The organism is Marivita geojedonensis (assembly GCF_002115805.1).
Taxonomy (GTDB): Bacteria; Pseudomonadota; Alphaproteobacteria; order Rhodobacterales; family Rhodobacteraceae; genus Marivita; species Marivita geojedonensis.
Genome location: NZ_JFKC01000002.1, coordinates 314,608 through 341,390, shown reverse-complemented (window position 1 = coordinate 341,390; position 26,783 = coordinate 314,608). Strand labels below are relative to the sequence as shown.

General features: G+C 59.0%; 24 protein-coding genes. 7 read left to right on the top strand and 17 right to left on the bottom strand.

Translation table 11 applies throughout. The annotated features are described in order from the left end of the window. Positions 1-4 precede the first annotated feature (4 nt). Positions 5-1,153, bottom strand: a complete 1,149-nt coding sequence (locus MGEO_RS04825; protein WP_085635558.1) for a mandelate racemase/muconate lactonizing enzyme family protein — start codon at positions 1,151-1,153, stop codon at positions 5-7. Then, on the bottom strand, positions 1,150-3,597 hold the full coding sequence (locus MGEO_RS04820) for an FAD-dependent oxidoreductase (RefSeq protein WP_085635557.1): 2,448 nt from the start codon (positions 3,595-3,597) through the stop codon (positions 1,150-1,152). Before MGEO_RS04820 ends, MGEO_RS04825 begins: the two co-directional genes overlap by 4 nt. Before the next feature lie 70 nt (positions 3,598-3,667). Between MGEO_RS04820 and MGEO_RS04815 the strand changes: the two genes are divergently transcribed. From MGEO_RS04815 to MGEO_RS04800, 4 genes are read left to right on the top strand one after another with little or no spacing between them, the layout of a single operon-like run. Next, the gene (locus tag MGEO_RS04815) at positions 3,668-4,555 is read left to right on the top strand and encodes a MurR/RpiR family transcriptional regulator (protein WP_085635556.1); all 888 of its coding nucleotides are present in this window, start codon (positions 3,668-3,670) and stop codon (positions 4,553-4,555) included. Continuing rightward, positions 4,552-5,640, top strand: coding sequence for an aromatic ring-hydroxylating oxygenase subunit alpha (locus tag MGEO_RS04810; protein WP_085635555.1), 1,089 nt, complete (start codon positions 4,552-4,554; stop codon positions 5,638-5,640). The genes MGEO_RS04815 and MGEO_RS04810 overlap by 4 nt, the downstream gene beginning before the upstream one ends. Then, positions 5,633-7,087, top strand: coding sequence for an aldehyde dehydrogenase family protein (locus MGEO_RS04805; RefSeq protein WP_085635554.1), 1,455 nt, complete (start codon positions 5,633-5,635; stop codon positions 7,085-7,087). Before MGEO_RS04810 ends, MGEO_RS04805 begins: the two co-directional genes overlap by 8 nt. A 3-nt stretch (positions 7,088-7,090) precedes the next feature. Continuing rightward, positions 7,091-7,480 (top strand): carboxymuconolactone decarboxylase family protein, encoded by a 390-nt coding sequence (locus tag MGEO_RS04800; RefSeq protein ID WP_085635553.1) that lies wholly within the window; start codon positions 7,091-7,093, stop codon positions 7,478-7,480. A 69-nt stretch (positions 7,481-7,549) separates the two neighbouring features. On the opposite strand, the gene MGEO_RS04795 is transcribed toward MGEO_RS04800, so the two are convergent. Genes MGEO_RS04795 through MGEO_RS04770 form a run of 6 tightly spaced genes read right to left on the bottom strand, consistent with a single transcriptional unit; the run spans position 7,550 to position 13,811 of the window. Further along, positions 7,550-8,302 carry a maleate cis-trans isomerase family protein gene (locus MGEO_RS04795; protein ID WP_085635552.1) on the bottom strand — a complete coding sequence of 251 codons (753 nt, stop codon included), beginning with the start codon at positions 8,300-8,302 and terminating at the stop codon, positions 7,550-7,552. Then, positions 8,302-9,462 carry a M24 family metallopeptidase gene (locus MGEO_RS04790; RefSeq protein WP_085635551.1) on the bottom strand — a complete coding sequence of 387 codons (1,161 nt, stop codon included), beginning with the start codon at positions 9,460-9,462 and terminating at the stop codon, positions 8,302-8,304. Before MGEO_RS04790 ends, MGEO_RS04795 begins: the two co-directional genes overlap by 1 nt. Next, on the bottom strand, positions 9,459-10,502 hold the full coding sequence (locus MGEO_RS04785) for a pyridoxal-phosphate dependent enzyme (RefSeq protein WP_085635550.1): 1,044 nt from the start codon (positions 10,500-10,502) through the stop codon (positions 9,459-9,461). The genes MGEO_RS04790 and MGEO_RS04785 overlap by 4 nt, the downstream gene beginning before the upstream one ends. 8 nt (positions 10,503-10,510) lie before the next feature. After that, a complete protein-coding gene (locus MGEO_RS04780) occupies positions 10,511-11,146 on the bottom strand; it encodes a DUF3726 domain-containing protein (RefSeq protein ID WP_085635549.1) in 636 nt (211 codons plus the stop codon). Next, positions 11,143-12,828 (bottom strand): hypothetical protein, encoded by a 1,686-nt coding sequence (locus MGEO_RS04775; RefSeq protein WP_085635548.1) that lies wholly within the window; start codon positions 12,826-12,828, stop codon positions 11,143-11,145. The genes MGEO_RS04780 and MGEO_RS04775 overlap by 4 nt, the downstream gene beginning before the upstream one ends. Further along, positions 12,825-13,811 carry a membrane dipeptidase gene (locus MGEO_RS04770; RefSeq protein ID WP_085635547.1) on the bottom strand — a complete coding sequence of 329 codons (987 nt, stop codon included), beginning with the start codon at positions 13,809-13,811 and terminating at the stop codon, positions 12,825-12,827. The genes MGEO_RS04775 and MGEO_RS04770 overlap by 4 nt, the downstream gene beginning before the upstream one ends. Positions 13,812-13,948: 137 nt before the next feature. On the opposite strand from MGEO_RS04770, the gene MGEO_RS04765 reads away from it, so the two are divergent. Next, positions 13,949-15,601: a thiamine pyrophosphate-binding protein gene (locus MGEO_RS04765; RefSeq protein ID WP_085635546.1), complete on the top strand. Its 1,653-nt coding sequence runs from the start codon at positions 13,949-13,951 to the stop codon at positions 15,599-15,601. A gap of 92 nt (positions 15,602-15,693) precedes the next feature. On the opposite strand, the gene MGEO_RS04760 is transcribed toward MGEO_RS04765, so the two are convergent. The 4 genes from MGEO_RS04760 to MGEO_RS04745 are packed head-to-tail and all read right to left on the bottom strand — an operon-like array spanning position 15,694 to position 19,982. Further along, positions 15,694-16,320 (bottom strand): ABC-type transport auxiliary lipoprotein family protein, encoded by a 627-nt coding sequence (locus tag MGEO_RS04760; RefSeq protein ID WP_106299128.1) that lies wholly within the window; start codon positions 16,318-16,320, stop codon positions 15,694-15,696. Further along, on the bottom strand, positions 16,317-18,122 hold the full coding sequence (locus MGEO_RS04755) for an MlaD family protein (protein WP_233139645.1): 1,806 nt from the start codon (positions 18,120-18,122) through the stop codon (positions 16,317-16,319). The genes MGEO_RS04760 and MGEO_RS04755 overlap by 4 nt, the downstream gene beginning before the upstream one ends. Further along, complete coding sequence (locus MGEO_RS04750) at positions 18,058-18,855, bottom strand: ABC transporter ATP-binding protein (RefSeq protein WP_085635544.1); 798 nt, start codon at positions 18,853-18,855, stop codon at positions 18,058-18,060. The genes MGEO_RS04755 and MGEO_RS04750 overlap by 65 nt, the downstream gene beginning before the upstream one ends. After that, positions 18,852-19,982 carry an ABC transporter permease gene (locus tag MGEO_RS04745; protein ID WP_085635543.1) on the bottom strand — a complete coding sequence of 377 codons (1,131 nt, stop codon included), beginning with the start codon at positions 19,980-19,982 and terminating at the stop codon, positions 18,852-18,854. Before MGEO_RS04745 ends, MGEO_RS04750 begins: the two co-directional genes overlap by 4 nt. A 327-nt stretch (positions 19,983-20,309) precedes the next feature. On the opposite strand from MGEO_RS04745, the gene MGEO_RS04740 reads away from it, so the two are divergent. Together MGEO_RS04740 and MGEO_RS04735 are read left to right on the top strand one after the other, a co-directional pair. Then, positions 20,310-21,146, top strand: a complete 837-nt coding sequence (locus MGEO_RS04740; RefSeq protein ID WP_233139636.1) for an FAS1-like dehydratase domain-containing protein — start codon at positions 20,310-20,312, stop codon at positions 21,144-21,146. A gap of 14 nt (positions 21,147-21,160) precedes the next feature. Next, entirely contained in the window at positions 21,161-22,381 is a 1,221-nt protein-coding gene (locus MGEO_RS04735; RefSeq protein WP_085635627.1) for a CoA transferase, read from the top strand. A gap of 63 nt (positions 22,382-22,444) precedes the next feature. Here MGEO_RS04735 and cynS read toward each other — a convergent pair whose 3' ends face one another. Genes cynS through MGEO_RS04710 form a run of 5 tightly spaced genes read right to left on the bottom strand, consistent with a single transcriptional unit; the run spans position 22,445 to position 26,596 of the window. Then, positions 22,445-22,915 carry a cyanase gene (cynS, locus tag MGEO_RS04730; RefSeq protein ID WP_233139632.1) on the bottom strand — a complete coding sequence of 157 codons (471 nt, stop codon included), beginning with the start codon at positions 22,913-22,915 and terminating at the stop codon, positions 22,445-22,447. A gap of 36 nt (positions 22,916-22,951) precedes the next feature. Then, a complete protein-coding gene (locus tag MGEO_RS04725) occupies positions 22,952-23,431 on the bottom strand; it encodes a nuclear transport factor 2 family protein (protein WP_085635542.1) in 480 nt (159 codons plus the stop codon). Between the two features lie 11 nt (positions 23,432-23,442). Continuing rightward, on the bottom strand, positions 23,443-24,351 hold the full coding sequence (locus MGEO_RS04720; RefSeq protein ID WP_085635541.1) for an ABC transporter ATP-binding protein: 909 nt from the start codon (positions 24,349-24,351) through the stop codon (positions 23,443-23,445). Between the two features lie 10 nt (positions 24,352-24,361). Further along, positions 24,362-25,198: a nitrate ABC transporter permease gene (gene ntrB, locus MGEO_RS04715; RefSeq protein WP_085635540.1), complete on the bottom strand. Its 837-nt coding sequence runs from the start codon at positions 25,196-25,198 to the stop codon at positions 24,362-24,364. A gap of 3 nt (positions 25,199-25,201) precedes the next feature. After that, positions 25,202-26,596 (bottom strand): CmpA/NrtA family ABC transporter substrate-binding protein, encoded by a 1,395-nt coding sequence (locus tag MGEO_RS04710; protein ID WP_085635539.1) that lies wholly within the window; start codon positions 26,594-26,596, stop codon positions 25,202-25,204. Between the last annotated feature and the right edge of the window lie 187 nt (positions 26,597-26,783).

Below are 26,783 nucleotides of genomic sequence, written 5' to 3'. Positions count from 1 at the left end.
TGGTTTACTCCAGGATCAGGTCAGGCTTACCAAGCGCGACGCGGTCCACAACGACACCAAGGCCCGGACCTTCGGGCGGCGCGATACGTCCGTTTGCGCGCGTCGGGGCGTCCGGAGCCAGCCGCGGTGCAACATAGCCGGACAGGTCGCAGACATTGAGAACGCGCGCAGGCTCGGTCGCAGCCCCGAGATGCAGCAGAGCGGCGGTTGTGATGTCGCTTCCCCACGTGTCCTCGATGCACATCTTTGACCCGAGATGCAGGCACAGATCGCGCGCCCGGCGTGTCGCCGAGAGTCCGCCGAATTTCGACAGCTTCAGTGCAACCGCATCCATGATACCGAGGCGATGGGCCTCGAGAAGGCTGGCCGTGTCATGCGCCAACTCGTCGAGTTTCATCGGCAGACCCGTTGCCGCGCGCACGCGAGCGCAATCGTCAAGCGTGGCACAGGGTTGTTCGAGCATCACATCCAGATGGGAAACGGCCCGGCCGACGCGGGTCGCGTCCAGCGACGTCGCTCCGCAGTTCCAGTCGCCATAGACCAGAGGTCCCGGCCCAACGGCTTCACGCACCTTGGTCAGCCGTTCCACATCCGTCTGCCAGTCACCCGATGCACCCAGCTTTGCCTGAAACTGTGTAATTCCCTGCGCCTGCGCATCCCGAGCGATACGGGACATTTCGTCCGGGTCGATACACGTGATGGAGTGATAGAGCGGCAAGTCTGCCTGTCGGCGCCCGCCAAGCAGCGCATGCAGCGGCAGCCCCGCCACCTGACCGGTGATGTCCCACAGCGCAATGTCGAGCGCCGACTTCGCATAGACATGGCCTGGCAACCAGGACTCCGCCGCCGCCATCGTCGCTCCCACACCCACAGGATCGGCCCCAAGGATCACCGGGGCCAGTTCCAGCAAAGCCGGTTCCACGCCCCGCGCATAGGCCGGCAGGTAATGCGGGATCGGACAGACCTCCCCCCACCCGGTCAGACCCGAATTGGTCTCTACTGCGATCACAACGGTTTCCACCGTATCGCAGGTCTTGCCATCGGCCATGTAGTAGGCCGTATGGCTGGTCAAAGGCACATGCCACAGAGACACGGTCCTGATACGTGTGTCGGTTCTAGCTGTGATTGGAACAGGGGTCGCAAGAACGGTCATTCTGCAGGCTCCGTCACTACGTCGGCTCGTGGTTTCAAGCTCTGCGGGTCATAGGCAGGTTCGCTCAGAACGCGCGCCGCACGGGGTTGACCGTGGATGACCACCTCCAGCGCAGTACCGGGTTTGGCCGCGAAGGGTTTGATGTAGGCGAAGGCCAGTATCTTGCCGACCGTATGCCCATACACCACCGATGCGGTCGATCCGACAACCTGCCCGTTCAGCATCACTGCCTCTCCGCCGTGGCCATCGCGCAGGCCATCGGGTTCGATCTCAAGATAGGCGCAGTCCCAGGGCAGGTTGGAGTTCAGGGTTGTATCACGACCAAGATACGCTTTGTCCCTCCGGGCAAAACGCAACACATCTGCCTCTGCCAGCGTGACCTCGTTGGTCAACTCCCCTGCCCCTTTGAAGCCTTTCTCCATGCGCATGACGTTCATGGCGAAGCTGCCGTAATCGGCGATCCCATGCGCCTCACCCGCCTGCCACAGTGCGGCGTAAACGTCCGACATGGCTTCGAACGGCATATGGAGTTCCCAACCAAGTTCCCCAGCATAGGACATGCGGAAGGCCCAGACAGTGTAACCCGCAACAACGATCTCCTGTGCCGAAAGCCAGCGGAAAGCGGTGTTGTCGAGACGCGCATCGGTGCAGGCGGCCAGAACATCCCTCGACCTCGGACCGTTGAGGCTCAGCGCACCCCAGCTATCCGAAAGCGCGGAGATGGAGACATCTGCGTTTTCGCTATGGTTGTTGAGGTGGTCCAACAGACGCTGTTCGAAAAACGCCGCGCAAACGAGGTAGAACCTGTCCTCGGCCATCCGCACGATGGTCGTTTCCAGCTCGATCCGCCCGCGCCGGTTCAGCATGTGCGTCAGCGTGATTGATTCAATTTTCTCCGGCATGCGGTTCGCAGTGAGACGGTCGAGCAAGGCAAAAGCGTCAGGTCCTTCAACCAGAACCTTGGTGAAGGCGGTCACGTCCATTACGCCCACCCGCTCGCGCACGGCCCTGACCTCGGCGGCTACCATTTTATCTACCGGAGTACGGCGGAAGGAATAGTGATCCCGCTGGTCGATGCCCTTGGCAAAGAACCGGGGGCGCTCGAAGCCGTAGACTTCTTCAAAGACCGCGCCCTTGGCCTTCAGCGTTTCATAAAGCGGCGAGGGCTTGATCGGACGCCCCGCCAAGCGGTTGAAATGCGGAAACGGGATCTCGTGGCGCAGGCAGTAATCCTCTTTGGCCTTGATGACCTGCCAATCCTTCTTTGCGTAAGCCCCGAAGCGACGCGGATCGTAATCGCGCATGTTGATGTCTGCGGCACCGTGCACCATCCAGCGCGCCAGTTCGCGGGTCAACCCTGGACCCCAGCCGATCCCAATCTGGGTACCGCAACAACACCAATAGTTGCGCACACCCGGCGCCGGGCCGATAAGCGGGTTACCATCGGGCGGGTGCGAGATCGCGCCATGCACGTCACGGGTTATACCAAGCTCTGCAAAGATCGGCATTCGATTGAGGCTTTCCTCCAGCCACGGCATGACACGGTCGTAATCCGCCTCAAAGAGCTCGTTTTCGGCGTCCCATGGGCAATGGTCTTCCCAGACGGTGTTGGGATTGGTTTTCTCGTAGATGCCGATGAGGCCCTTTTTCTGCTCCATCCGGATGTAACCCGACACCTTGCGGTCGTCGCGGATGACTGGGAGTTCGCGCTCCAGATCGCGGAATTCAGGCACCTCGTCGGTGACAAAATAATGGTGCGTCATTGACGTCATGGGCAATTGCAGCCCCGACCATTCGCCCATCTGCCGCGCATAGGTGCCACCCGCATTGACCACATGTTCGCAGAGGATTGAACCGCGTTCCGTTTCCACCAACCATTCGCCCGTTGGCTGCTGCGTAATATTCGTGGCCCGGCACCGGCGGATGATCCGAACGCCCTTGGCGCGCGCGCCGGCGGCCATCGCCATGGTCACATTGGTCGGATCCACGTGCCCGTCATCGGGCGTGTGCAGCGCGCCCAGAACGCCGTCGAGATTGTAGAACGGGTGCAGCTCGGCGATGCGGGACGGGCCAACCAGTTCGATGTTGAACCCCAAAGACCGCCCTACGGACAAAGTATGGCGCAGCCAGTCCATCTCGTCTTCGGTGTAGGCCAGTCTAAACGATCCGCAGCCGTGCCACGTCACCGCCTGTCCTGTTTCCGCTTCCAAACCACCGGAATAGAGACCGATGTTGTAGTCAACGCATTTGCCAAGGCTGAAACTGCTGGTCGAATGGGTGATCTGCCCTGCCGCGTGCCACGTGCTGCCGCTGGTCAGTTCGGCCTTCTCAAGCAGGATGGTCTCTGCCCCCCAGCCTTCGTGCGCAAGGTGGTAGGCAAGCCCCACCCCCATCACTCCACCGCCCACGATCACCACGCGGGCATGGCTGGGAAAATCGGTCATGTCGCTGATCCTTCAAACGAGTCGCAAAACTGCTCGACAGCATGTGCGTACATGTGTACCACTGTAAATCATGAATGACACAAATGTATCATATCGCGTTCTGGACCGCCTGACCGAGGAGTGGGACGCGCTGACACCGGAAGCACAGAAAGCCGCACGGTACGTGCTGGAAAACCCCGCGGACGTGGGCGTTTCCACCGTGCGGGAAATCGCTGTAGCGGCGAATGTAAAGCCCAATACCTTTGTCCGCATGGCCCGGCAGGTAGGCTTCGATGGATACGAGGATTTCCGCGCGCCCTTCCGCGAGGCGATACGTAAAGGCTCTATCAGCTTTCCGGACCGTGCGCGTTGGTTGCAGGATATTCGGAAATCCGGCGATTTGGGCGGCTTGTACGCCGACATGGTCGAAGGCGCGATCCGCAACCTCGAAGACACCTTCGCGGGGATCGACGCGGATCGCCTCAAGGCAGCAGCTGATGCGATCTGGTCTTCGCGGCAGGTCTTTACGCTGGGTGTCGGTGTGATGAACGCGAACGCTCGCAATTTCACCTATCTTGCTTCAACCGGAATGACGGATTTCCACGCCATTCCCGGCCCCGGATCGACGGCCATAGACGATCTTGCCTGGGCGGATCAGCACGACGTTCTGATCGCCATAACCTGCCGACCCTATCGCACCGAGGTGATCGAGGCCGTGCGCATCGCCCGCGAACAGGGTCTGACGATCATCGGCATCTCGGACAGCCCGGCCAGCCCAATCATACGGGCAGCACAGCACGGATTCGTCGTCGCCGCCGACACGCCTCAGTTCTTCCCGTCCTCGGTTGCCATGATCGGACTTCTGGAAACACTGCTGAGCTTTGTCATCGCAGTCGCCAGCGATGAAATCGTGGACCGTGTCGAGACGTTTCACCGCCGCCGCCACCAATTGGGCATCTACGAGGGGGAGCCTGAATGAAGGACGAAACTACTCCGGTGCGCTCGCTTGACGCCCGGTACTACACCGATCCACAGGTTTTCGCGGCCGAGAAAGCGGGGCTTTTGGCACGCACATGGCAATTCGCCTGCCACGCGAGCCAGTTGGAGTCCCCCGGCGACTACGTGGCTTTCGAGCTGGCCGATGAAAGTCTGTTCTACATAAAAGGGCGCGATGGCGTAATCCGCACCTTCTACAATGTCTGCCAGCACCGTGCGCATCAACTGGTCAGTGGTGAGGGATCGACCCGTGTCGTTGTGTGCCCCTACCACGCCTGGACCTACGAATTGACAGGTAAACTGCGCGCCGCACCCAATGCGAAGTCCGTACCGGGTTTCGATGCGTCAGAGATCTGCCTTACAGAAATCCGGACAGAGGTTTTTCTGGGTTTCGTCTTCGTCAATCTCGATCCCGACGCCGCGCCTATGGACGACTGGTTCCCGAATGTGCGGAGCGAACTGGAAGGCTTCGTACCCAACTGGGCCGAGCTCAAACCTCTTGAATGGGTGGAGATACCGGAGCGCTGCAACTGGAAGGTTTCTGTTGAGAACTATTCGGAATGTTTCCATTGCAGCCTTAACCACCCAACCTTTTCAACCGGTGTGATCCGACCCGAGACCTATGACATCCAGCCGCAAGGCTACTGCCTGCGTCACACGACCGAGTGCAACGACCTCAGCCAGATGAGCTATGACATTCAAAGCGGCTTTAAGAACAACGAAAGATATTCATCGTGGTTTCTCTGGCCGATGTTCAGCTTCCAGGTCTATCCCGGCAATCTTCTGAACACCTACCACTGGCGCGCAGTGGATGCGGATCATGTCGTGGTCTGGCGCGGATGGTATTCCGTTGGTGGATGCGACAATGAAACCGTGCGCCACATGGCACAGCAGGATCGCGCAACAACGGTCGAAGAAGACATTCATCGTGTCGAAAGCGTCCAACGCGGTTTGAAATCACGCGGATACGTGCCGGGACCATTGATCGTGGATCCGAAATGCGGCGTGAATTCCGAACATTCGATCCTGCAACTTCAACGCTGGATGCGGGAGGCGGTCGATGGTTGAGATTGCATCATACTGGCAGAACTACATCAACGGATCATGGGTCGACGGGGGTGCGGGGCGGATCGATGTGATCGATCCCGCTACTGGCGAACGAGTTGCCGAACAAGCGTTGGCGGATGTCACCGACGTCGACCGCGCGGTCAAGGCCGCACGGCGCGTGCATCTTGCCGGTGATCTGACGGACATGCGCCCCATCCAACGGGGTCGCCTTGTCCAGGCGATGGGGCGTTATCTGCTCGAGCATAAAGACGAAATCGCCCACGTGCTGACGCGGGAACAGGGCAAACCGCTATGGGAGTCCCATATCGAGGTGGAAGGCGCCGCCCTTTACTTCGAGTATTATGCCAATCAGGCCAGCACAGTCGAAGGCCGCTCCATCCCCTTGGGCGCTGGGTACATGGATTGGACGGAATATGAACCTTTCGGCGTATCGGCTCATATCATCCCGTGGAACTACCCTCTGGAAATGACCGCCCGGTCGCTTTCGGCAGGTTTGGCGACGGGCAATGCCTGTGTGATCAAGTCTCCTGAGCTGACCCCGCTGACCAACGCATGGTTCGCCCGTGCTGCGGAAGCTGCCGGGCTTCCGCCGGGTGCGGTCAACGTGATCTGCGGTCTCGGACGTGAGGCTGGTGCCGCGTTGGCCGGGCATCCGAACGTCAATCAGATCGTCTTTACAGGGTCCGTTCCGACGGGCATCGCCATTGCAACGGCGGCGGCGGGCAATGTGGTGCCCTGCGTGCTGGAACTGGGAGGCAAGTCCGCGGCCATCGTCCATGACGACGCGGATCTCGATGCGTTCGAGAACGACATCCGCTGGGGTATCTATTTCAACGCAGGACAGGTCTGCTCTGCCATGTCGCGCGTCATCGTGCATGAGAGCCGATCCGACGAGCTCTTTGAGCGTGCGGAGCGCATCGCCAAATCTCTGTCCGTTGGCCCCGGAATCGAAAGGGTTGAATTTGGTGCGAACATGGGGTCAATGGTCAGCGACGCCCAGTGTGATCGGGCTGTCGGTATGGTCGCCTGCGCAGAAGAACAGGGAGCGCGGGTTGTCACTGGTGGGCGTCGGCTCAATCGCCCGGGCGCTTTCATGGAACCGACCGTCCTTGCTCAGGTCACTCCGGACATGGAGATCGCGCGGCAGGAAGTCTTCGGCCCCGTCCTCTCGGTGATGACATTCCGCGATGACACAGAGGCCATCGAAATCGCCAATGGAACCGATTACGGCTTGGTGGGCGGGGTCTTCACCGCCGATCTGGACCGCGCGACAAGAGCTGCCCGACGGTTGCGCACCGGGCAGGTCTTCGTCAACGAATGGTACGCGGGCGGCGTCGAAACACCGTTCGGTGGCTTCGGAAAATCGGGCTATGGTCGAGAAAAGGGACGCGAAGCACTGTGGAACTATGTCCAGACAAAAAATATTGCGGTGAGATTGAAGGGATAATCCATGAGCACGTTTGACGAGGACCTTTTCCTCAAAGGGCTTGAACAGCGCAAAGCGACATTGGGCGCGGAGTACGTCGAGAAAAACCTTGCCGCTGCAGATGATTTCACACGACCCTTTCAAGAGGCCATGACTGCATGGTGCTGGGGGTTCGGTTGGGGCGATGACGTGATCGAAGCCAAGACGCGATCCATGATGAACCTGTCCATGATCGGAGCCTTGGGGAAGATGCATGAATGGGAAACGCACTGCAAAGGCGCTCTCAACAACGGTGTGACCCGCGAGGAAATCCGCGCAATCATCCACGTCATCGGAATTTACTGCGGCGTTCCGCAGGCACTGGAATGCTTCCGGGTCGCGAAGAAGGTGCTGGACGAGCAGCCGCCTTCGTGACGCTGACTGGAATGGTCGGTCAAATCAGCAAAGGTCGGCTGTTGGACTTCTGAACGACCTGAAAACGCCTCACGGCTGTAGATCTGCACCACTCAGGAAAAGCCGACCGATGCCGGAAAATCCGTTCAGGCACCCTGCCAATTTGCCAAGATGCCAGGCCAGAACCTGATTGCTGCCGAGAACCGGAATGCCAAGGGCCCCTTCGACTTCATCGACGATTTCCAGCGACCGCAGGTTCGTACAGGATAGAAACACCGCGTCACAAGCACCGTTTCGTCCAACGTGCAAAGCCGCATCACGCACAGACTCGCGGGAGATGCGTACCACGCGTTCTTCGGACGGTTCATCGAAACTGCCGAAAGACACGACGCTTACACCTGCCTGGTCCAGCGCAGAGATCAGTTGGTCACTGACGGACGCAACATAGGGACTCACCAGACCGATCCGGCGCAGATCAAGGGCTTTGCAGGCGGCAATCAGGGCGGTCAGCGGGTCCGTCACATGGGGCGTCGAAACGCCTTTCCGGATCAGTTCAGAGACGCGCCCGGCCCCGATAGCCGCGCTGGCGGACGTGCATCCGTAACCTACTGCTGCGCAGTGTGCCCCCCTCGGAAGCAGCGCTGCACTATTCGTCAGGCTCTCCTCCATGGCGCGCAAAGTTTCGAGCGACACAGTTGTGCTTGAGGGGACCCGTGTCACGAGGACTTCAACATCAGGAGGCATCATCAGACGGAAATCGCGTTCGATGGTCTCGTCGCTTTGCAGGGCAATCAGCCCGATCTGCGTCGGCCTGTCTGTGTCAACGGAATACGGAAGCGCCATCAGACCACCCGTATCTCAGGGGGCTGCGGCGCTGAAAGGAATTCGGCGCCGTTTTCTCGAATGACGATGTTTTCTTCGTGAACCATGATTTGACCATTCGCGACCTCGACCGATGGTTCAAGGGTCAATACCATGCCCGGGACAAGAACGGTTTCGTCCTGTGGGATGATCGATGGCCACTCCGTCAGCTGCATCCCCAGACCATGCCCCAAACGCCCGGCCTCCATGATGTTGCCCGAAGGATTCACGACGGCGTTCATGGCATGGAACAGGTCCGCAATCATGGCACCCGGACGCGCGCGTTCCGCAGCAGCCTGAACGGAGTCGATAAGGCACCCATGCGCGACTTCAACTTCTTTGTCCGGCGAACCGACACTGAAATTCCGGTCAAAATCGCAGAAGTACCCGTCCCAGACCAAACCTGTGTCCAGCATCAAGACATCGCCCTTGGACAGCGGGACATCGGTCGCCGGCGAAATGACATCCCCGTAACCGCTTTGGCCTGCCGCACCGGCAAGATACGGCAGCCAATCCGCCCCTTCTTCGAGGCAGAGCATCTGAAACCGACGAAACACCATTGACAGCGCGACGCCTTCCGATGCGATCTCGGGGACCCTGTTGAAAGCACGATCTGCTATGGCGCAGGCATGCCGGACTTTGGCGATCTCAGTTTCTGATTTGACCAGCCTGAGTCTCCGCGTGATCGTTTGATCGCTGACGAGCAGGCGCGGCAAAAGGCGGCTCTCCAGCATTCGCAAATCCGCAAGCGGAATGCGCACCAAACTTTCCATCTGATCTGCAACGCCAATCCGGCCGGTCGGTGGCGTGACCTCGCCCAAGGTGTCTGACAGCAGGCTTATCCCATCATCAACGTAATCCGGTGCCGACCACGTGCGGATATCGGTGATCCAGCTTTGCTTCATCAGATGCGCGCCGATGGAGGGGATCACGGCAATCGGTTCGCCGGAAGACGGAAGCACGACAAACCAGGGGCGTGTCGGGCTTTCCCAGAAGCGGGTCAGGAATCCGGTGTAATACCTGATTTCAGCCTCTGTTGTCAGGAGCAGAGCCGCAAGATCATGTTCCGCCATAAGGGATTGCGCGGCACGGGTTCGATTGCGGAACTCCGCTGTTGAAAACCCTCGCTCTGGCGCGGTCATGCTGCCTGCTCGCTCAATACGACCAACACCCGCGACTGGTCACTCAGACCAAGCGCGTCAAAGCTGTCCCGCGCCGCCAATAAGCCCGCATAACCAGCTGCCCCTGAAGGTGACGTCGGCAATCCCGCCTCGGCACAGGCGGCACTTCCGGTCGCGCCTTCCGATTCCGTGATCAGCATGAAATCGTCTGCATCGCGGCTCAGCCCTTTGAGAGCGATCAAGGAAGGCTCCTTGCAATCCAGCCGTCCCATTGCTGACTCCGGCCCTGCCGTGATCTGAGGCGAACCCGCCACAACCGAAGCAAACAGCGCCGGCGCAACCTCGGGTTCGACGACGATGATCCTCGGGGCATCTCCCCACGCTTTTCGGGCGTAGGCGGCCGCCGCAGCGGCAAGCCCCCCAACACCGGCCTGAAGGAAGATGTGCGTCGGCGGAGCGGGCATTTGGGAAACGGCTTCCTGCATCAGGACAAGATACCCCTCCATCAATACATGAGGTCGGTCGAAGTAACCGGGCCAGGAACTGTCGGACAGCAAAGCCCAATCGCGGTCCTTGGCTGCCTGTGCGGCGGCGGCCATCGCTTCCTCGTAGATTGCACCCTGACGCACCACCTCAGCCCCGAATCCACGCAGCCGGTCCGCAAAGCCCTCTGGCACCGTTTCCGCAAGATAGACCACCGCGTGCGCGCCGAATGCCTGCGCGCCAGCAGCAACAGACAAGCCATGATTTCCGGCACTTGCCGTGACATATGTCTGCCCCTTGGCAGCCCCTGTCTCGGCATCCTGCGCGATCACGTAAGCAGCGCCCAGAGCCTTGAAACTGCCCAGATCCATGCGTTCACGTTCATCCTTGATTTGTACATGCGCGACACCCGCACGCGAGGCAAGCTCCGGGGCGTCAACCAGTGGGGTCACGGACGCAGCAGGACAGCGTTTCAGCAAACCTGCCGGACGATCGGCATTGACGCTGGGAAAGGGAACGTCAGCCAAAACGTCAAGCACGGCTTTGCGTTCGGCTTCTGTCTTATGATGGATTTCCATGACTTCTCCTAACTGTCGTCCGAGGCGGAGTCCGCCCCCGCGCCTTTCTGGCGGCTTTCTTCCGTCGCCGGGGCATAAGTCCGGTGCGCGAACCGCGCGAGAACGTCCCAATCTGCCTGAAGGGGTGCAGCCCTGTATGCTCTTTCACGACAAGGCACAGAGGTGGCAACGCGCTCAATTGTCAGCGCGGACGCTTGGTCGGGTATCTCTCCCTCGACCGAAACATGTTCCCCGTTTGTCGTGACAGAAAACCCTGCCCCCGCCACCCGAACAGGAGAGCGAAGAAACTGCGCCGCGAACCCAGCGAATGGCAGAAGCAGCGTCGGTTCCGCGATTGGACCTGTCCCCATCGCTCCAACTGACAATCGTTCAGCATGATCCGAAAGAGCGGTTCCTGCGAGCAAGGGACAGAGGATGCCTATCTTGGGTTGGACATCTGAACCGTCGAAGATCGGCAGCCTGTCCTCCAATAAAACACCATCGAACCGCGTCAGAGCGCGCGCAAGTGTTCCGCAGCCGTCGTAGCCCCACATTCCAAGTTGGCGCGCGACCTTGCCGGCGTCTTCGGCAACACCCCACGGGTAGCCCGCGCCGCGTGTCGCCTTCTTGGCCATCGCCTCCACTTCGTTGAGCGAGACGGTCACTCTGCGACACTCGGATAGACCCAGAAATCCGCGTTCTTTTCAGAAAGGTCTTCCGGATAGGGCGCGCCAGCATACATACAGATCCGAACCCATCGATCAGAACGCGGATCAAAATGGGTGGCCCCGAAAAATGAAAGTTTTGCCCGCAGCATGTCGATCGGCATGACATCGCTGCTGATGGTGTTGTCGCGGATTTCTCCGTACGGCGCCGACGCACTGATCTGAGCGCGACGGATCGTATGCCTGTGCTCAGGGTGGAGCAGCAGGAATGCCGATATCGGCGTGTCGGCTGGCCAATCTTCAAGCGCCCCGAATGCGGCACAGGCATCGCGAGCCGGCGCGAGAGGCTGTTCATAGTCTGCGATTGGCTCTTCGAACCGTTCACCCAACCTGGGTTCCAGCTTTTCTTCGGATGTGTACCATGCCCGGGCACAAGACTGCGGTACGGACCAGTCGATATCCAAAGCCCAACCGAACGTCCGCGCAATCTGATCGCGCAATTCACCAACGGTGCGACCGCCATCAATCCTGAATGCATCTGCGCGGCTGTCGGACATGCAATGGGCAAGCCCGTCAACAAGCTCCGGATAAGGCTCAAGCATCAGCGAGGCGACCAGTTCCTGTCCCTCTTCGCTCAGGTTTTGCTCAGCCCACAGATAGAGCACGTCCCACGGATTTTCACGGGTCAGGATTTCCGAAGCCAAATACTCCTTCAATGCGCTCAGGTCGTGTTTCAGAACCGACAGCTTTCTCCGTTGAACAGGATGCTCGGACCGCCACTGATGCACGCTCTGCACGCTGCGCTCCAGCAGATCGTGAAACAGGGCAATGTCTTTGTTGCCTGCCTTGGGCAACGAACGCACGCGTGCAATGGCTTCTTCGCGGGCCATGATCCAATTGTTGAACAGAACCGGGTGATTGATCAGAAACGGCGCCATGCCGAGCCCCGTCGAGTTCCCGATCCCAAGGCGGCGTGCGAGTTTCGGATCAAGACTGACGGCTGTTTCGCCACCCTTCATGTGCGCCATATGCTCAACAAGATCGCGCACAAAAGCACGGGTGAGATACACTGACAGCATTTCTGCCTGAAATGGACCGTTCAACTCTTCCCGGTCCGCGATCACGTCACGGTCAGCCGCACCGAACTTGCCAGAGCCGTAAACAGCGGTTGTCCGCATCAGGTACCCCACGGCGTCGATCTGCGCGACATCGGGTTGGCGACCCGAAGCCAGCGACGCGACAACATGATCCCACAATCGAACGGACTGGTTCGCACGAGAGAGCGAAAGTTCGGATTCTGAGATACGCCCGGCCTCTTGCAAGGGCACATTCCGCGCCAGACGGTCAATGTCGGCTTGCGTTGGCACACCGTCAAAAAGAGCGAAGGTCGCATCCCACGCCTCGGCAATCACACGGTCAGATCTTTTCTCCGCCGGCAAATCATTCGCGAAGGCAACAAGCGAATAGCTACGTTTGGGGCCGATCGCCGTATAGACGGCATGGCCAACGCCTTGGTCATCGACCTCAAACTCGCGCCGCTCGAACCGCCATTTTTCAGAGGCAAGTCTTCGGGTCAGAACACGCATGAAACTCAGGCGGCACTGATGCAAGGACCCCAAACGGCTCAGTCGCATCACCATGTCGGGAGCACGACGCGAGACCGATGTCGCCGCTCTGCTCATCGTTGCCCCCCAAAATTATCCGCAAAGAAGCGATACCAGTTCCCGCCCATGATGCCGGCAACTTCGTCCTCCGACATACCAACGTCGCGCAACCCCTTTTCGATGTTTCCGAAATCGCGGTTGTCCCGGAACCAGGCCGGCATGTCGGGGAATCCGGGCGCTGATGCTGACCCTTCACCGTAGTCGATATCCTTGCTCCAACGCCCGGTTCGCATCCATTCGACAACGCTGTCCGGCTGATCCTGACACAGATCCGACCCTATCCCCAGATGCTCTGTCCCAAAGCGGTCAGCTGTTCGCGCCACCATTTCGCAGAAGCTTTCCAGCGTGCAGTCAGACTTGTCTTTCAGATGATGTGGATAAAGAGAAAAGCCCAGCATTCCGCCATTGCTGGTAACCGCGCGGATCACATCGTCCTTCTTGTTACGAAGCGCCGGTACCCACTCATGCGGGTTTGCATGCGTGATTGCGATGGGACGCTGAGACAGGTCCGCTGCCTCGATCGTGGATCTGTCGGCGGAATGGCTCATATCGACAACCAGACCGACCCGATTCATTTCACGGATCACCTGACGGCCCATGCGGGTTATGCCGGTATCCTCGTTTTCATAACAGCCTGTCGCGAGAAGCGACTGGTTGTTGTAGGTCAACTGCATGAACCGTGCACCGAGCGTATGCACAATCTCCACGAGGCCAATATCGTCCTCAATCGGACTTGGGTTTTGAAAACCGAAGAATATGGCTGTGCGGTCGGTTTGCTGTGCGCGATCAATGTCGCTTGCCGTCAGACCCTTCATGATCAGATCGGGAAAACGCTCGAACCACCTGTTCCACTTTTCAAAGTTCAGGACAGTTTCCCGGAATGTCTCATGATAGGCGATTGTCACATGCACCGCGTCAACGCGTCCTTGACGCATTTGCCGAAAGACCTTCTCCGACCAGTTGGCGTATTGCAGGCAATCGATGCGCAGAGAATTTTTCATACCAGTATATTGGCAGTGGCCCTGCGAGGTTGGCAATCCATGGCCGACACCCATTGTGTCTGAACCGACCATCTGTTTTGCTCTGACTGCCGAACCTACCCAGCGTTCAAGCAAGCACAACCAAGGCAAAACACCTCATGACCCGCACACACCCGACCATCCGCGCGGCGGACCTACTTGTCGATCAACTCGTTGCGCAGGGCACGACCGCCGCATTCGGCGTTCCCGGTGAAAGCTATCTTCCCGTACTCGATGCATTCTACGGACGAGAAAGTGATATCCGGTTTGTCACCTGCCGACAGGAAGGCGGTGCCGCGATGATGGCTGACGCCTATGGAAAATTGACAGGCCGTCCGGGCATATGCTTTGCGACGCGCGGACCGGGCGCCACCAACGCAAGCGCCGGTGTGCATGTCGCGTTTCAGGACTCGACGCCAATGATCCTTTTCCTAGGGCAGGTCGCGCGCGACATGCTCGACCGCGAGGCGTTCCAGGAAATCGACTACCGTCGCATGTTTGGCCAGATGGCCAAATGGGTCGCCCAGATCGACGATGCGTCTCGGTTGCAGGAATATGTCAGCCGTGCCTTCCGAACAGCAATGTCTGGGCGTCCCGGCCCGGTCGTACTGGCCCTGCCTGAAGACATGCTCTACGATGAGATCCCGCGCCCGAAGCCGCCCGCGCGGGTTGAAACGCCGCGTTTCGGTCCGGGCCACGCTGCCCTGAACGCGATCAGAGACCGGATTGCACAGGCCAAGTCACCGCTGGTGATGGCTGGCGGCGGTGGTTGGACCAGCAAGGGAATTGCCGCGCTTCAGACCTTTGCTGAAACGCAGGGGTTGCCGGTATCAGTCTCGCTCAGATGTCAGGGCCTGATGGACAACCGCCACCCGAATTACATCGGCCACTATGGTGTCGGCACCCCGCCCTACCTGAAGGACATCATGGCCGAGACAGACCTCTTTATCGCCATCGGTCCTCGTCTGGGAGAGATGACCACGGCGGGATACTCCCTGCTCTCTCCGCCCGTTCCGAACCTGTCCCTGATACACGTCTTTCCCGAGCCTGAGGAACTGGGCCGGGTGTTCGAACCGGAAATCGCCGTCGCCGCAGATACCGAAAGCTTTTGCGAGGCGGTTGCCGATTGGGAGCCGATCACGCCCGGCACATTTACCGACCGCACCACTGAATTGCGGAAGCAGTACGAAACCTTCAGCGATCCGGCGTCAGTTTCAGGCGACCCGCTGGCCCCGCTTTTTGCACATCTGGCGGGAGTGCTTCCCGAGAACGCGATCGTCTGCAATGGCGCCGGGAACTACGCAGCTTGGCTGCACCGCTTCTATTGCTATCGCGCGCCGGGTTCGCAGCTTGCTCCCACATCGGGATCGATGGGATACGGACTGCCCGCTGCCATAGGCGCTGCAATTTGCGAACCAGACCGCGAGATATTCGCAATTGCCGGGGACGGTTGCTTCATGATGACCTGTCAGGAAATGGCGACGGCAGCGCATCACGGCCTGAACTTGACGGTCATCATTATCAACAACGCGCGCTACGGAACGATCCGCGCGCATCAGGAACGGGAATACCCGGATCGGGTTTCGGGGACCGCACTGACCAATCCGGATTTCTGTGATTTTGCCCGGTCGTTCGGGGCACATGCCGAACGCGCAGGCGATATTGACCGCTTTGCAGCGGTCCTCGCGGCCGCGCGCGAACGTGGCGGTCTGAACCTGATAGAAGTGCCTGCGGATCCAACCTATCTCGCGCCCGGAAAGCGGTTGGAGTGACGCTCTTCAGACGGCCCGGGTTTCGCGGAACCATGTGGAATCAGGTTTGATCCGCAGGTACAATTTATGCCAACAGCGGCGATTGAGCGTGGTCAAAGAACGCCGCGTACCCACTCCGCAAACGCGACCAGCACCTGATCGGAAGCTGCGCTGAAGGCGTCCACAACAGCCATTGTCTCGGTCGAGGTCGAAGGGACCTGCGCCGCAAAAGTGCGCGTTGCGATGATCCTCGCATCCTGCTCCCGGACGATCCGCACGAGCCACTTTGCGTGCACCGTCGCGGTTTCTCCATCCGGGTTCAGTTCTGCCTGAAAATCGACGACCTCGGTGACAAGCGCAAAATCGCCGCTGACGCCAAGTGGTTTGCGACCGACATAGCGCACCGCCCCCGTGGCCTCGATGGCGCGCAACATGAGCGTTTGTACCATGACCGGTGTCGGTTCACTCCAGCGCACATCCGGCAGGTACTGCGCCTGAAGCGCGTTCGGACGGATCATGATACGATCCGTAGCCAAAGCGCCGCTGGTCGTCGGCAACTCGATGATCACATCCCGGTCGAGCGGTCTGCGCTGAGAGCCCTGAATTGACTCAGGTGCCCGCAACTCGAACACGTCAAGGGGTGTCGCGGCATCACTTACAGCCGAAATCGCTGCACAGCCCGACATGAATGCCAGCCCTATGACGGCAATGGTGCGACGGACTATGGCGCGATTGATCATCGTCTGAACTCCGGCGTTTCTCGATTCAGGAAGAACCGTGTGGGATCCCGCTGTATCTGATCGGTCAGACGGTCGAGATTTGCAACCAATGCGCGGCTTTCCTGCGCCAGCCTGGAATAGAGTGGAAGTGCGGTGGTCGAGAATTCCCGGATCGAGGGCGACGCGGCATCAGTCAGTCTTCGCAACTCAGCAAAAGTTTCAGAGGCTGCCCGGCTGGCAGCGCGAAGGTCATCCGACATCCCGGGCAGATCCTCGGACACTTGTGCGATTGCACCATCAAGACTGTTGAGTGAGCGTTCCAGACCATCGATGATACCGGCCAGATCTTCATTGATCACACGGTCCGCTCCGCTGAACGCACGCTCTGCCGCATCCAGTGCTCGGTCTCCGGTTTCCAACGCACCATTGATCGCCGACAAAGTCTCGTTCGCATTTGCAAAGGAAACGCGCGCATCCTCCAGCGTGATCCGCGCGGTTTCGAGAACCACTTCCGCGGATTGACTGGAGGCCGTGAGGTTGCCACCCACCTCTGTTGTCACTGTACGGAAGGTTTCTGCCGTTTGCCGGATATCCGCGATGATCACCGGCAAATCGTCGTTCGCCACAGCGGCGACCGATGCAATGGCCCGGTCGGCCTCGGCGACCATGTCACGCGTTTCTGACAAAAGCGGCGCACCTTCTTCGCGGACCAGCGCATCAATGTTTCCTGCAGTTTCACTGACAACCACCGCTGCCCCATCCAACCGCGCGATCAGCGCATCGGTAGCGGCCAATGTCTGCTCTGCCTCTCTCAAACGGGCCGTAGCGGTCTCGCCCGTTTGATTGAGTGTCGCCATAAGCGCCCGAGCATCCGTAGCAAGCGCCGTTACCTCCTGCTGCAGAGAGGCTGCTGCCGCGCGCAACTCCTCAGTTGTAACACTCAGTTCCGAGGACACATATTCTTCTGTCCTCTCTATGGCCGATTGCGCCGTCGTCAGAGTTTCGGCCCCAGTTGCCAGAACGCCTTTACCCTGCTCCGACAATTCGCCAATCGAGGTCAGTGTGGCATCCGCGGTTTCAAGAACATCCGTCAGATCACCCGTCAACGTATTGAGTGTCTCGTTGAAGCGATTGATCTGCTCCGCGAAATCATTGACCGTTGTGGTCACAGATGAAAACCCGTCCAAGGTGGCCGAAAAATCTGCAGAAGCGCGTTCGACATTGGCGATGATGGCATTGATCCGTTCCCGGTTGTCCGCGCCCAGAAGGTCGCCAACATCCGAAACAAGCTGCAATGACTCCTGAAGCAGTCGGGGGGCATCTTCCGACAGGCTCTGCAGGGTAGAGCGCCCGGCCATGATTTCGGGAACAGGTTGTTCCTCGGTCGGCTCCAGCAGGTCCGCAGTCGGAGTGCCGGGATCGATCCCGACAAAGGACACACCCGTTACGCCTTGCGCTTCGATGGTTGCAATGCTGTCCGTCCGTACAGGCGTCGCCGCATCGACCTCGACCCGGACAAGGATGGTTCCGTCCTGATTTGGCGACAGTTTCACATCCACAACCTGCCCCACCGGCAAACCGCTGAAGCGAACGTCGGAAGCATTTCCCAGACCTGAAACGGACGAAAACCGGATATCGTAATAGTCGAACTGGCGATCCAGCTCGACCTGCGCGAACCACAGGAAAAACCCAAGGATGCCCAGCATCCCGGCAAGGGTGAAGGCGCCGATCAGGACAAAATTCGCCTTGGTTTCCAATTCAGTTGCCTTTCTCGCCGGGTTCGGCGGATCCCTCGGATGCGGCGGCACGAGCGCGCGGCCCATGGAAATACTCGTGAACCCAAGGGTGCTCAACCTTCAGCATATCCTTCATGCTGCCAGTCACCAGTACCTTTCTCTCGGCCAAGACCGCGATGCGATCACAGGTCGCGTGCAGCGTGTCGAGGTCATGTGTGACCAAGAAGACCGTCAGGCCAAGCGAATGGCTCAGTCCTCGGATCAGCTGATCGAAAGCCGACGCGCCGATCGGGTCCAGACCCGCCGTCGGTTCATCAAGGAAAACGATGTCCGGATCGAGCGCGAGAGCACGGGCCAGCCCCGCGCGCTTGCGCATCCCGCCAGACAACTCTGACGGATATTTGTCGCCAGCAAGGTATTGCAGACCGACCATCGAAATCTTGAGATCGGCCAGTTCGCTTCGGATTTCCGGATCCAGCCCTTCGATTGCGCGCATCGGCACCTCGACGTTTTCCCGCACCGTCAGCGACGAGAACAGCGCGCCGTCCTGGAACATCACGCCCCAGCGGTTCTCAAGTGCCTGCCGCGTGTCTTCGTCCGCCGTCAGAACATCTGTTCCCAGAACGTCTACACTTCCCGCAGCGGGCTTTTGCAACCCGGCGATCGTGCGCAGCAGGACAGATTTTCCCGTACCCGACCCTCCGACCACGCCAAGAATTTCACCGCGATAGACATCGAGGTCCAGATCTTCATGCACCACCTGAGATCCGAACTGATTTCGGATGCCGCGCAACCGGATGATAACCTCGCGCTCTGTCATATGCCGATCCTCGCAAAGAAGATCGAAAACACCGCGTCTGCAACAATGACTGCAAAAATCGCCGTCACCACAGCGTTCGATGTCATACGTCCAAGCGACTCTGCGTTGCTTTCCACCTGCATTCCTGCGTGGCAGCCCACAACGCCGATGATCAGTGCAAAGACAGGCGCTTTGACCAGACCAACAAAGACATGGTCGACCGACGTGCCTTCGACAAGCCGGGTCATGAACATCGCCGGTGAAATTCCCAGATCGATCCAGGCCATCAACCCGCCTCCGAACAGGCCCGCGACATTGGCGATCAATCCAAGGATCGGCAACATGACCAGCAGCGCGAGAATGCGAGGAACAAATAGGATCATGGCCGGATCAAGGCCCAGTGTACGCATCGCATCGATCTCTTCGCGCATTTTCATGGACCCGATTGCAGCCGTGAAGGCCGATGCCGTTCGCCCCGCGACGATGATGGAGGTCAGCAGAATACCCAGCTCGCGCAGGACTGAGATGGCGATCAGATCGACCACGAACACTTCGGCCCCGAACTGCCTCAGCTGTGTAGACCCCTGAAAGGCCAGCACCACCCCGATCAGAAACGCCATCAAAGCGACAATCGGAACAGCCTTGAAGCCCACCTCGTCGCAGTGATGGACCAGAGAGGTAAATCGAAACTCGCTGGGATGGCGGACAGCCCGGCCAATCCGATGCAGGAAAATGCCAAGATAGCCGGTCAGTGCGCGCAGAAACATCGCCCCTGCAAAGACCTTTTGCCCAATCCCATCGAGCCATTGAGCAAAAGAAAACGGACTTTGAGGCGCCTTTTCAGGACTCGGCATGGTCTGCGCAACAGTGTGCAGCAGGCTGGCCACCTTGTCAGTGGTCCCGGTCAATTCCAGCGGTTTCTGAGCCTCGGAAAACCGGTTTTGCAAACGGACGATGGCCCATGCCCCGGCCGTGTCCAGACGTGTTACTGAAGACAGATTGATCCTTGCTAGCGTTTCAGGATTGAAGCCGTCGAACGCAGCCTTTGCCTGGGTTACGGTGCGGATCGTGAGCGCACCGCGCAGGACCACCTCGTTCGAGGTGTCTCCTTGCGAAACCGAAAAGTCTTCTCCACCCGGGCGCGTCATGCAAACCCTCCTGAGCGATGCCGAAGCGAGTGGGACAGAGTGCTCTGGGTGCGATCCATAACCGAACGCTACCGCGCCGATCCGAAATGCGAAAGCGGGGATCCATCCCGAAGCCGAGACCCATCACACAGGCAAACCGCAACCAAACTTCAACTATTTTGCATGATGCCGCATCTGCGAAAAGAGGCGAAAAACCCTTATCCCTCAAATGCCGCACCTGCAAAATCACCATGTCGGTATACCGTGGTATTCCGCTAAGTCATTAAAATCATTTGATTTTTTTAGATTTCCGCCATATCTGATGTTCATTCAATGGGGAGGAAGTTCATGGATATGTTGAACCTCGAGGCGTGGCAGGGACGCGTAACAAACGATGCGGGCAGCATCACACCAGAGCTTGCCCGGCAACTTCACGCGACCGTCGGTTTGGGCAAAATACCCTCTCACGGCGATCCTCTCCCCCCGCTTTGGCATTGGTGTGCGTTTCCGCTTTCGACCCCGAATGAGCAGCTTGGCAAAGACGGACATCCCCGCAACACCGACCTGCTGCCCCCAGTTCGACTGGACCGAAGAATGTGGGCAGGCGGGGCGCTCAAATTCCACGGCCCAACCCTGCGCATTGGGGATCCGCTCGAGCGGCGGTCATCCATCCGTGCGGTAACCGAAAAGCAAGGCGCGACCGGGCCGATGGTTTTCGTGACGGTGGATCACGCAATCTACGGACCGTCCGGGCTGGCAATCGAGGAACGACAGGACATCGTCTACCTTGAAATCCCGGAAACCTTCACACCGCCGCGCAAGACGCCTTTGCCCAGCGCGCCAGTGGAACAGATCGATACGTCCGAGACCCTCCTGTTCCGCTATTCGGCGGTCACCTTCAACGCACACCGCATCCATTATGATCTGCCCTACACACAGCAGGTCGAGAAGTACCCAGGCCTTGTCGTGCATGGCCCATTGCAGGCGACCCTTCTGATGCGCGCTGCCGTACGGGCACGGGGCTCCGTTCCCAAATACTTCGATTTCCGAGGCGTCCATCCGATGTTTGCCGGCACATCCTGCGATATCGCGATGGAGACCGAAGACGCCGTTCTGAGCCTCTGGACAGGACAGAATGGTCACCAGTGCATGCAGGCAACCGCCATCTGGGAGGATGCCCAGTGAACGTGCTGAAAGGAATGCGGGTCGTCGAAGGGTCCGCCTTTGTCGCAGTCCCCCTGGCGGGAATGACACTTGCCCAGATGGGGGCGGAGGTGATCCGCTTTGATCGGTTGGGCGGCGGTTTGGATGCCGGACGCTGGCCATTGGCCCCGAACGGCCAAAGCCTTTTCTGGGCCGGAATGAACAAAGGCAAGAAATCCATTGCGGTCGACATGAAATCGCCGGAGGGGCGCGAATTGATCACGCGCATCATCACCGCCCCCGGACAGGATGCAGGGCTGTTTCTGACAAACCTCCGGGTCCGAGGCTGGATGGATTACGAAACACTGAGCCAACACCGATCCGACCTGATCATGGTTACGCTCACGGGCGACAGGCATGGGCGTCCGCAGGTGGACTACACCGTGAACCCTGCTCTTGGAATTCCGCACATGACGGGACCGGAGGGGTACACAGATCCTGTTGCGAATGCACTTCCGGCCTGGGACCTGATCGCTGGCAACATGTGTGTGTCAGCGCTGTTGGCGGCGGAACGGCATCGGTTGCGCGGCCATGGCGGTCAGGAGGTGGAACTCGCACTCAAGGATGTCGCGGCCGCTGCATTGGGGCATCTCGGGATGATCGGTGATGTTACACTGAACAGCGGTGACCGGGGCAAGTCCGGAAACGCGCTTTTTGGCGCCTACGGTCAGGACTTTGTTTGTGCAGACGGACGCCGCGTCATGATCATTGGGCTGACCGACCGCCAATGGCGCGGAATCTGCAAGGCAACCGGGACAACCGAAGAAATGGCAGCACTGGAACAGAGACTTGGAACATCATTGACGGATGAAGGAAATCGCTGGCGCTTCAGAGACGAAATCACCGCTGTCCTGAAACCCTGGTTTGCCCAGCGCCGCGTTTCAGACTTCGAAGCTGACTTCAACAAGAGCGGACTGACCTGGTCAGAGTTCCGGACTGTCCGCGAAGCGGTTGAGCAGGATCCGGACCTTGGTACTGACAACCCGATGTTTTCGCCGGTGATGCAACCAGGGATCGGCAAGTACCCTGTTCCGTCGCACCCTGCATCCTTCAGCGCGCTTCCCCGCGCGACCGCTCAACCAGCGCCCACTTTGGGCCAGCACACCGAAGAGATTCTTTCAGACGTCGCGGGGTGTACGGGAACGGAAATCGCACAGCTCTTCGATCAAGGCATCGTTGAATCGCCCGATTTCTCCAAATCACGCACTGCGGCCTGAGAGGGTCGAAACGCAGGCCAATGGCCTGCGTTTATCAAGAAAACCGATTGGGTCCTGACGCGCTTACCAGGAATTGTACGCCAGATACTTGCCGGACATTTCCAACTTGACCCGGTCGCCCTTCTCATGCGGCACGCGCGTTACGCTCATGTCAAAGTCGATGGCCGACATGATACCGGTGCCGAACTTCTCTTCGATCAGCGCCTTTATGGTCGGGCCATAGACCCCGACAATCTCGTAAAGACGATAGATGCAAGGGTCGGTCGGGACAGACTGCTCCCAGACCTTGGTGGGCGGCTCTTCGAGAACGCTGGCCGCTTCCTGCGGCAGACCCATGACCGAAACCAGCGCCTCGGCCTTGTCCTTGGGAAATGCATTCATGCCCATGCACGCCGAATGCGTCCAGACCGGAGACATGTCGATCTTCTCGGCGATGCCTTCCCATGTCATGCCAGCCTGCTTCTTGGCCGACAGGATCATCATCGTCACGTCTTCCTTGGTCATCATGACAGGTACCTCGTAGTTGTCTTTCATGTCTTGTCCTCCGTGATCATTTTTCGAAAGCAGTTGTTAAAGTCCGAGTTCCGTGAGGCCCGGGTGGTCGTTAGGCCGACGTCCCTGAGGCCAGTGAAACAAGCGGTCGTTCTCCGAGATGGGCACATCATTGATGGACGCGTGACGTACCGCCATGTAGCCAAGCACGTCGAACTCCCAGTTCTCGTTGCCAAATGCTCTGAACCACTGGCCCGTCTCGTCATGCCATTCGTAGCAAAACCGTACGGCGATCCGATGGGCCTCATGCGCCCAGATTTCCTTGATCAGCCGGTAGCCGTTTTCCCGGCGCCATTTCTCGGTCAGGAACGCCTCTACCTCTGCACGGCCGTTCAGAAATGTGTCCCGGTTCCGCCAGCGCGTATCCGGCGTGTAGGCCTGCGCCACCTTTGCCGGATCTCGGCTGTTCCACGCATCCTCGGCCAAACGCACCTTTTTGACCGCATCCTCAAACGTAAATGGCGGCAACGGTGCGCGTGGGGCAAGTTGAAGGGTCATGCCAAACCCGATCAGTCATTCACCGCCCGCAAAGGCGGAGGCGCGATGTCCTCTTCGACCTTTTCGGCACTGGTCATGTCGATCCGAACATTGTCCGGGCTCTGCTCGGCATCTCCGCTTTGCTGGCCTGCCAATTCCTTCGACCGTTGGCCGAGAAACTGCACCAAGTGGTTGCGGATCGCATAGTAGTTCGGATGCTCCACGATTTCCGTACGGCTGCGGGGCCGTGGAATGGTGATCTCAACCGACTCTGCAACCCGGGCGAAGGGACCGTTCGTCATGAGCAGAATACGGTCGGCAAGCAGGATCGCCTCGTCGATATCGTGCGTGATCATGAACACCGTTTGCTCGGTGCCGCTCCAGATCTTGAGCAACTCCTCCTGAATGGTGCCACGTGTCAGGGCATCCAATGCGCCGAATGGTTCGTCCAGAAGCAAGAGCTTTGGCTGGTTGGCAAACGCACGTGCGATCGACACCCTTTGGCGCATACCGCCTGACAACTGGCTGGGCTTGCGATGCACCACGTCACCCTCAAGTCCGACCTTGGCCAGAAAGTCCCGTGCATGGGCTTCCACCTTGTCCGCGGACCAATCCGGGTACCGGGCCTTGATGCCGAAGGTGACATTCTTGAGCGCGGACAGCCACGGAAGGAGCGAGTAATTCTGGAACACGACGCCACGATCCAGCGACGGACCGGAGACTTCGAACCCGTCCATCTTGACCACGCCGGATGTGGGCTCAGCCAATCCGGCAAGGATGTTCATGATCGTCGACTTGCCACAGCCGGAATGGCCGAGGATGCAGACAAACTCGCCTTTCTCGATCCCGAAACTGGCATTCTCAAATACGGTCAGGGTGCCTCCCTGACCGTCAGGGTACTGTTGTGTCAGCCGCTCGATGCTGAGAAACGGTTTGGGCATGAGTGCCTCCTTATTCTGCGTAGGCGACCGCGCGCTGCAGGACGCCAAAGGCCGAGTCCAGCAACATGCCGACAACGCCGATCATGAGGATTGAGAAGATGACTGAGGTCAGGTCGAGATTGTTCCACTCGTTCCACACGTAGTAGCCAATCCCCGTTCCACCAACGAGCATCTCCGCCGCGACGATGACCAGCCAGGCGATTCCGATGGAAATCCGCATCCCGGTTACGATTGTCGGGGCCGCCGCTGGCAGAATGACGGTAAAGGCCGTCTTGATCGGACCAAGTTCGTGCGTCCGGGCGACATTCACCCAGTCCTGTCTGACACCTGCGACGCCAAATGCCGTGTTGAGCAGCATCGGCCAGATCGAACAGACGAAAATCACGAATATCGCTGATGCCTCGCTGTCCTGAATGATGAACAGGGCCAGCGGCATCCATGCAAGTGGTGAGATGGGGCGCAGCACCTGGATGAAGGGGTTGAACGCTTTGTAGGCAACCTGGCTCATGCCGATAAGGAACCCCAGCGGGATCGCAACCATGGCAGCCATCAGGTATCCGGTGAGCACGCGGTAAATCGAGTAGCCGATCTGAATGCCGATCCCCTTGTCGTTGGGGCCCGCATCATAGAACGGGTTCGAGAGCTGTTCCCACGCCTTGGCGATGACCTGGCTGGGTGGCGGAACGCCCGCCTTTGGTGCACCACCTCCGGTCAGACGTTCATATTCGGTCAGTTCCTCTGCTGCCTTCTGCGCCGGAATGGCGGCCTCCCAGATCAGGAGGCCAACCACCAGCATGACAACCGAAAGAACCGCAGCCCGCTGATTGATCGAAAGGTTGCCCAACATGGATCAACCCTTTCCGATCGCGAAGCTGGACACGTAGGCTTCGGGTTCGGACGGATCGAACGTCTTGCCCATGATGGTGTGCGACTTGTACGTCACATCGGGCGCCTCGTAGCCCAGATCTTCCATCACCTTCTTGGCGTCTGCCGCAAGGTAGACCTGCTCGGCCACGGCCTTGTAGTCCACGTCTCCGTCGATATAGCCCCAACGCTTCATCTGGGTCAGGATCCAGACGCCCATCGAATGCCACGGGAACGGGTCAAAATCGATACGGTCGGGAACTTGCTTCACTTCGCCAAGCCCGTCGGCGTAGGTGCCGGTCAGAACCTGTTCGATCACCGGGACCGGCTGGTTGAGATAATTCGTCGGCGCAATCGCGGCCGAGATCTCTTTCCGGTTGTCCGGGTTCGATGCATATTGCGTCGCGTCGATGATCGACTTGAGCAGCGCGCCGTAGGTGTTCGGCAACTCGGTCGCAAAAGACAGCGGGGCAGCAAAGGCACAGCACGGGTGACCCTCCCATATGTCCTTTGTCAGCGTGTGAATAAAGCCGATGCCTTCCCAAACCGCGCGCTGGTTGAACGGGTCAGGCGACAGGTAGCCATCAAGGTTGCCCGCACGCAGGTTTGCTACCATCTCGGGCGGCGGAACAACGCGGATCTGGATATCGACATCCGGGTCGAGGCCAAACTCGGCCACGTAGTAGCGCAGCAGGAAGTTGTGCATCGAGTATTCGAACGGAACGCCGAAGGTGAAGCCCTTCCACTGTGCCGGATCACGCTTGTCCATGTGTTCGTTGGACAGCACGATGGCCTGTCCGTTGATGTTCTCGACGGCAGGCATAATGTAAGGCGTGGCCACCGACCCGGCACCCAGCGTCATCGCCAGCGGCATTGGTGTCAGCATGTGGGACGCATCGTATTCGCCAGACAGCGACTTGTCGCGGGCCACGGCCCAACCGGCTGTCTTGATCACCTGCGCATTCAAACCGTAGCGCTCGTAGAAGCCCATTGGCTGCGCCATGATGATCGGAGTAGCGCAGGTGATGGGCACGAACCCGATGTTCAGGTCTGTCTTTTCCGGTGTGCCCAGATTGTCGAGGATTGCCGCTTTGGCCTGATCCATCGGGAAGACAGAGGCGAGCGCTGCAGCAACAGTCGAGCCCCCCAGCATTCCCATGAACGATCGGCGTCCGATATCGCTTTGGCCAAAGACGGAACGCACGATCGCGCTTTCGACAGCGCGCTCCATCATCTGTTCGGAGGACATCTGGGTTGGTTCGACTTCGGTTCCATGATGCGCATGTGCATGACCGGCTGCGCAGCTGTCGCACCCGCAATCTGCGCCGTGGCGCAGATCTGTCTCTGCCGAGAACGGGTTTCCAAGGCTCTTGATCGTCATGTGATTTCCCCTGTGTCTGAAACGTCGTAGTGATGTCTTGCTGACAAGATGACAGCAGCGGGTCCGGAAAAAAATCCGCCGCACAAAATTTGGACAGTTTTGAAAAACTGTTAAATAGCAATGCCTTAAACTTTATTCGAGTGACGCAATAATTACGAATTTTCATAATTTACGAATTTTCGTTAGA

What these genes read in the sequence shown, in the direction of transcription:
- MGEO_RS04825 (WP_085635558.1), bottom strand. Translation starts at nt 1,153, where the DNA reads ATGACCGTTCTTGCGACCCCTGTTCCAATCACAGCTAGAACCGACACA.
- MGEO_RS04820 (WP_085635557.1), bottom strand. Translation starts at nt 3,597, where the DNA reads ATGACCGATTTTCCCAGCCATGCCCGCGTGGTGATCGTGGGCGGTGGA.
- MGEO_RS04815 (WP_085635556.1), top strand. Translation starts at nt 3,668, where the DNA reads ATGAATGACACAAATGTATCATATCGCGTTCTGGACCGCCTGACCGAG.
- MGEO_RS04810 (WP_085635555.1), top strand. Translation starts at nt 4,552, where the DNA reads ATGAAGGACGAAACTACTCCGGTGCGCTCGCTTGACGCCCGGTACTAC.
- MGEO_RS04805 (WP_085635554.1), top strand. Translation starts at nt 5,633, where the DNA reads ATGGTTGAGATTGCATCATACTGGCAGAACTACATCAACGGATCATGG.
- MGEO_RS04800 (WP_085635553.1), top strand. Translation starts at nt 7,091, where the DNA reads ATGAGCACGTTTGACGAGGACCTTTTCCTCAAAGGGCTTGAACAGCGC.
- MGEO_RS04795 (WP_085635552.1), bottom strand. Translation starts at nt 8,302, where the DNA reads ATGGCGCTTCCGTATTCCGTTGACACAGACAGGCCGACGCAGATCGGG.
- MGEO_RS04790 (WP_085635551.1), bottom strand. Translation starts at nt 9,462, where the DNA reads ATGACCGCGCCAGAGCGAGGGTTTTCAACAGCGGAGTTCCGCAATCGA.
- MGEO_RS04785 (WP_085635550.1), bottom strand. Translation starts at nt 10,502, where the DNA reads ATGGAAATCCATCATAAGACAGAAGCCGAACGCAAAGCCGTGCTTGAC.
- MGEO_RS04775 (WP_085635548.1), bottom strand. Translation starts at nt 12,828, where the DNA reads ATGAGCAGAGCGGCGACATCGGTCTCGCGTCGTGCTCCCGACATGGTG.
- MGEO_RS04770 (WP_085635547.1), bottom strand. Translation starts at nt 13,811, where the DNA reads ATGAAAAATTCTCTGCGCATCGATTGCCTGCAATACGCCAACTGGTCG.
- MGEO_RS04765 (WP_085635546.1), top strand. Translation starts at nt 13,949, where the DNA reads ATGACCCGCACACACCCGACCATCCGCGCGGCGGACCTACTTGTCGAT.
- MGEO_RS04760 (WP_106299128.1), bottom strand. Translation starts at nt 16,320, where the DNA reads ATGATCAATCGCGCCATAGTCCGTCGCACCATTGCCGTCATAGGGCTG.
- MGEO_RS04755 (WP_233139645.1), bottom strand. Translation starts at nt 18,122, where the DNA reads ATGGGCCGCGCGCTCGTGCCGCCGCATCCGAGGGATCCGCCGAACCCG.
- MGEO_RS04750 (WP_085635544.1), bottom strand. Translation starts at nt 18,855, where the DNA reads ATGACAGAGCGCGAGGTTATCATCCGGTTGCGCGGCATCCGAAATCAG.
- MGEO_RS04745 (WP_085635543.1), bottom strand. Translation starts at nt 19,982, where the DNA reads ATGACGCGCCCGGGTGGAGAAGACTTTTCGGTTTCGCAAGGAGACACC.
- MGEO_RS04740 (WP_233139636.1), top strand. Translation starts at nt 20,310, where the DNA reads ATGGATATGTTGAACCTCGAGGCGTGGCAGGGACGCGTAACAAACGAT.
- MGEO_RS04735 (WP_085635627.1), top strand. Translation starts at nt 21,161, where the DNA reads ATGCGGGTCGTCGAAGGGTCCGCCTTTGTCGCAGTCCCCCTGGCGGGA.
- cynS (WP_233139632.1), bottom strand. Translation starts at nt 22,915, where the DNA reads ATGAAAGACAACTACGAGGTACCTGTCATGATGACCAAGGAAGACGTG.
- MGEO_RS04725 (WP_085635542.1), bottom strand. Translation starts at nt 23,431, where the DNA reads ATGACCCTTCAACTTGCCCCACGCGCACCGTTGCCGCCATTTACGTTT.
- MGEO_RS04720 (WP_085635541.1), bottom strand. Translation starts at nt 24,351, where the DNA reads ATGCCCAAACCGTTTCTCAGCATCGAGCGGCTGACACAACAGTACCCT.
- ntrB (WP_085635540.1), bottom strand. Translation starts at nt 25,198, where the DNA reads ATGTTGGGCAACCTTTCGATCAATCAGCGGGCTGCGGTTCTTTCGGTT.
- MGEO_RS04710 (WP_085635539.1), bottom strand. Translation starts at nt 26,596, where the DNA reads ATGACGATCAAGAGCCTTGGAAACCCGTTCTCGGCAGAGACAGATCTG.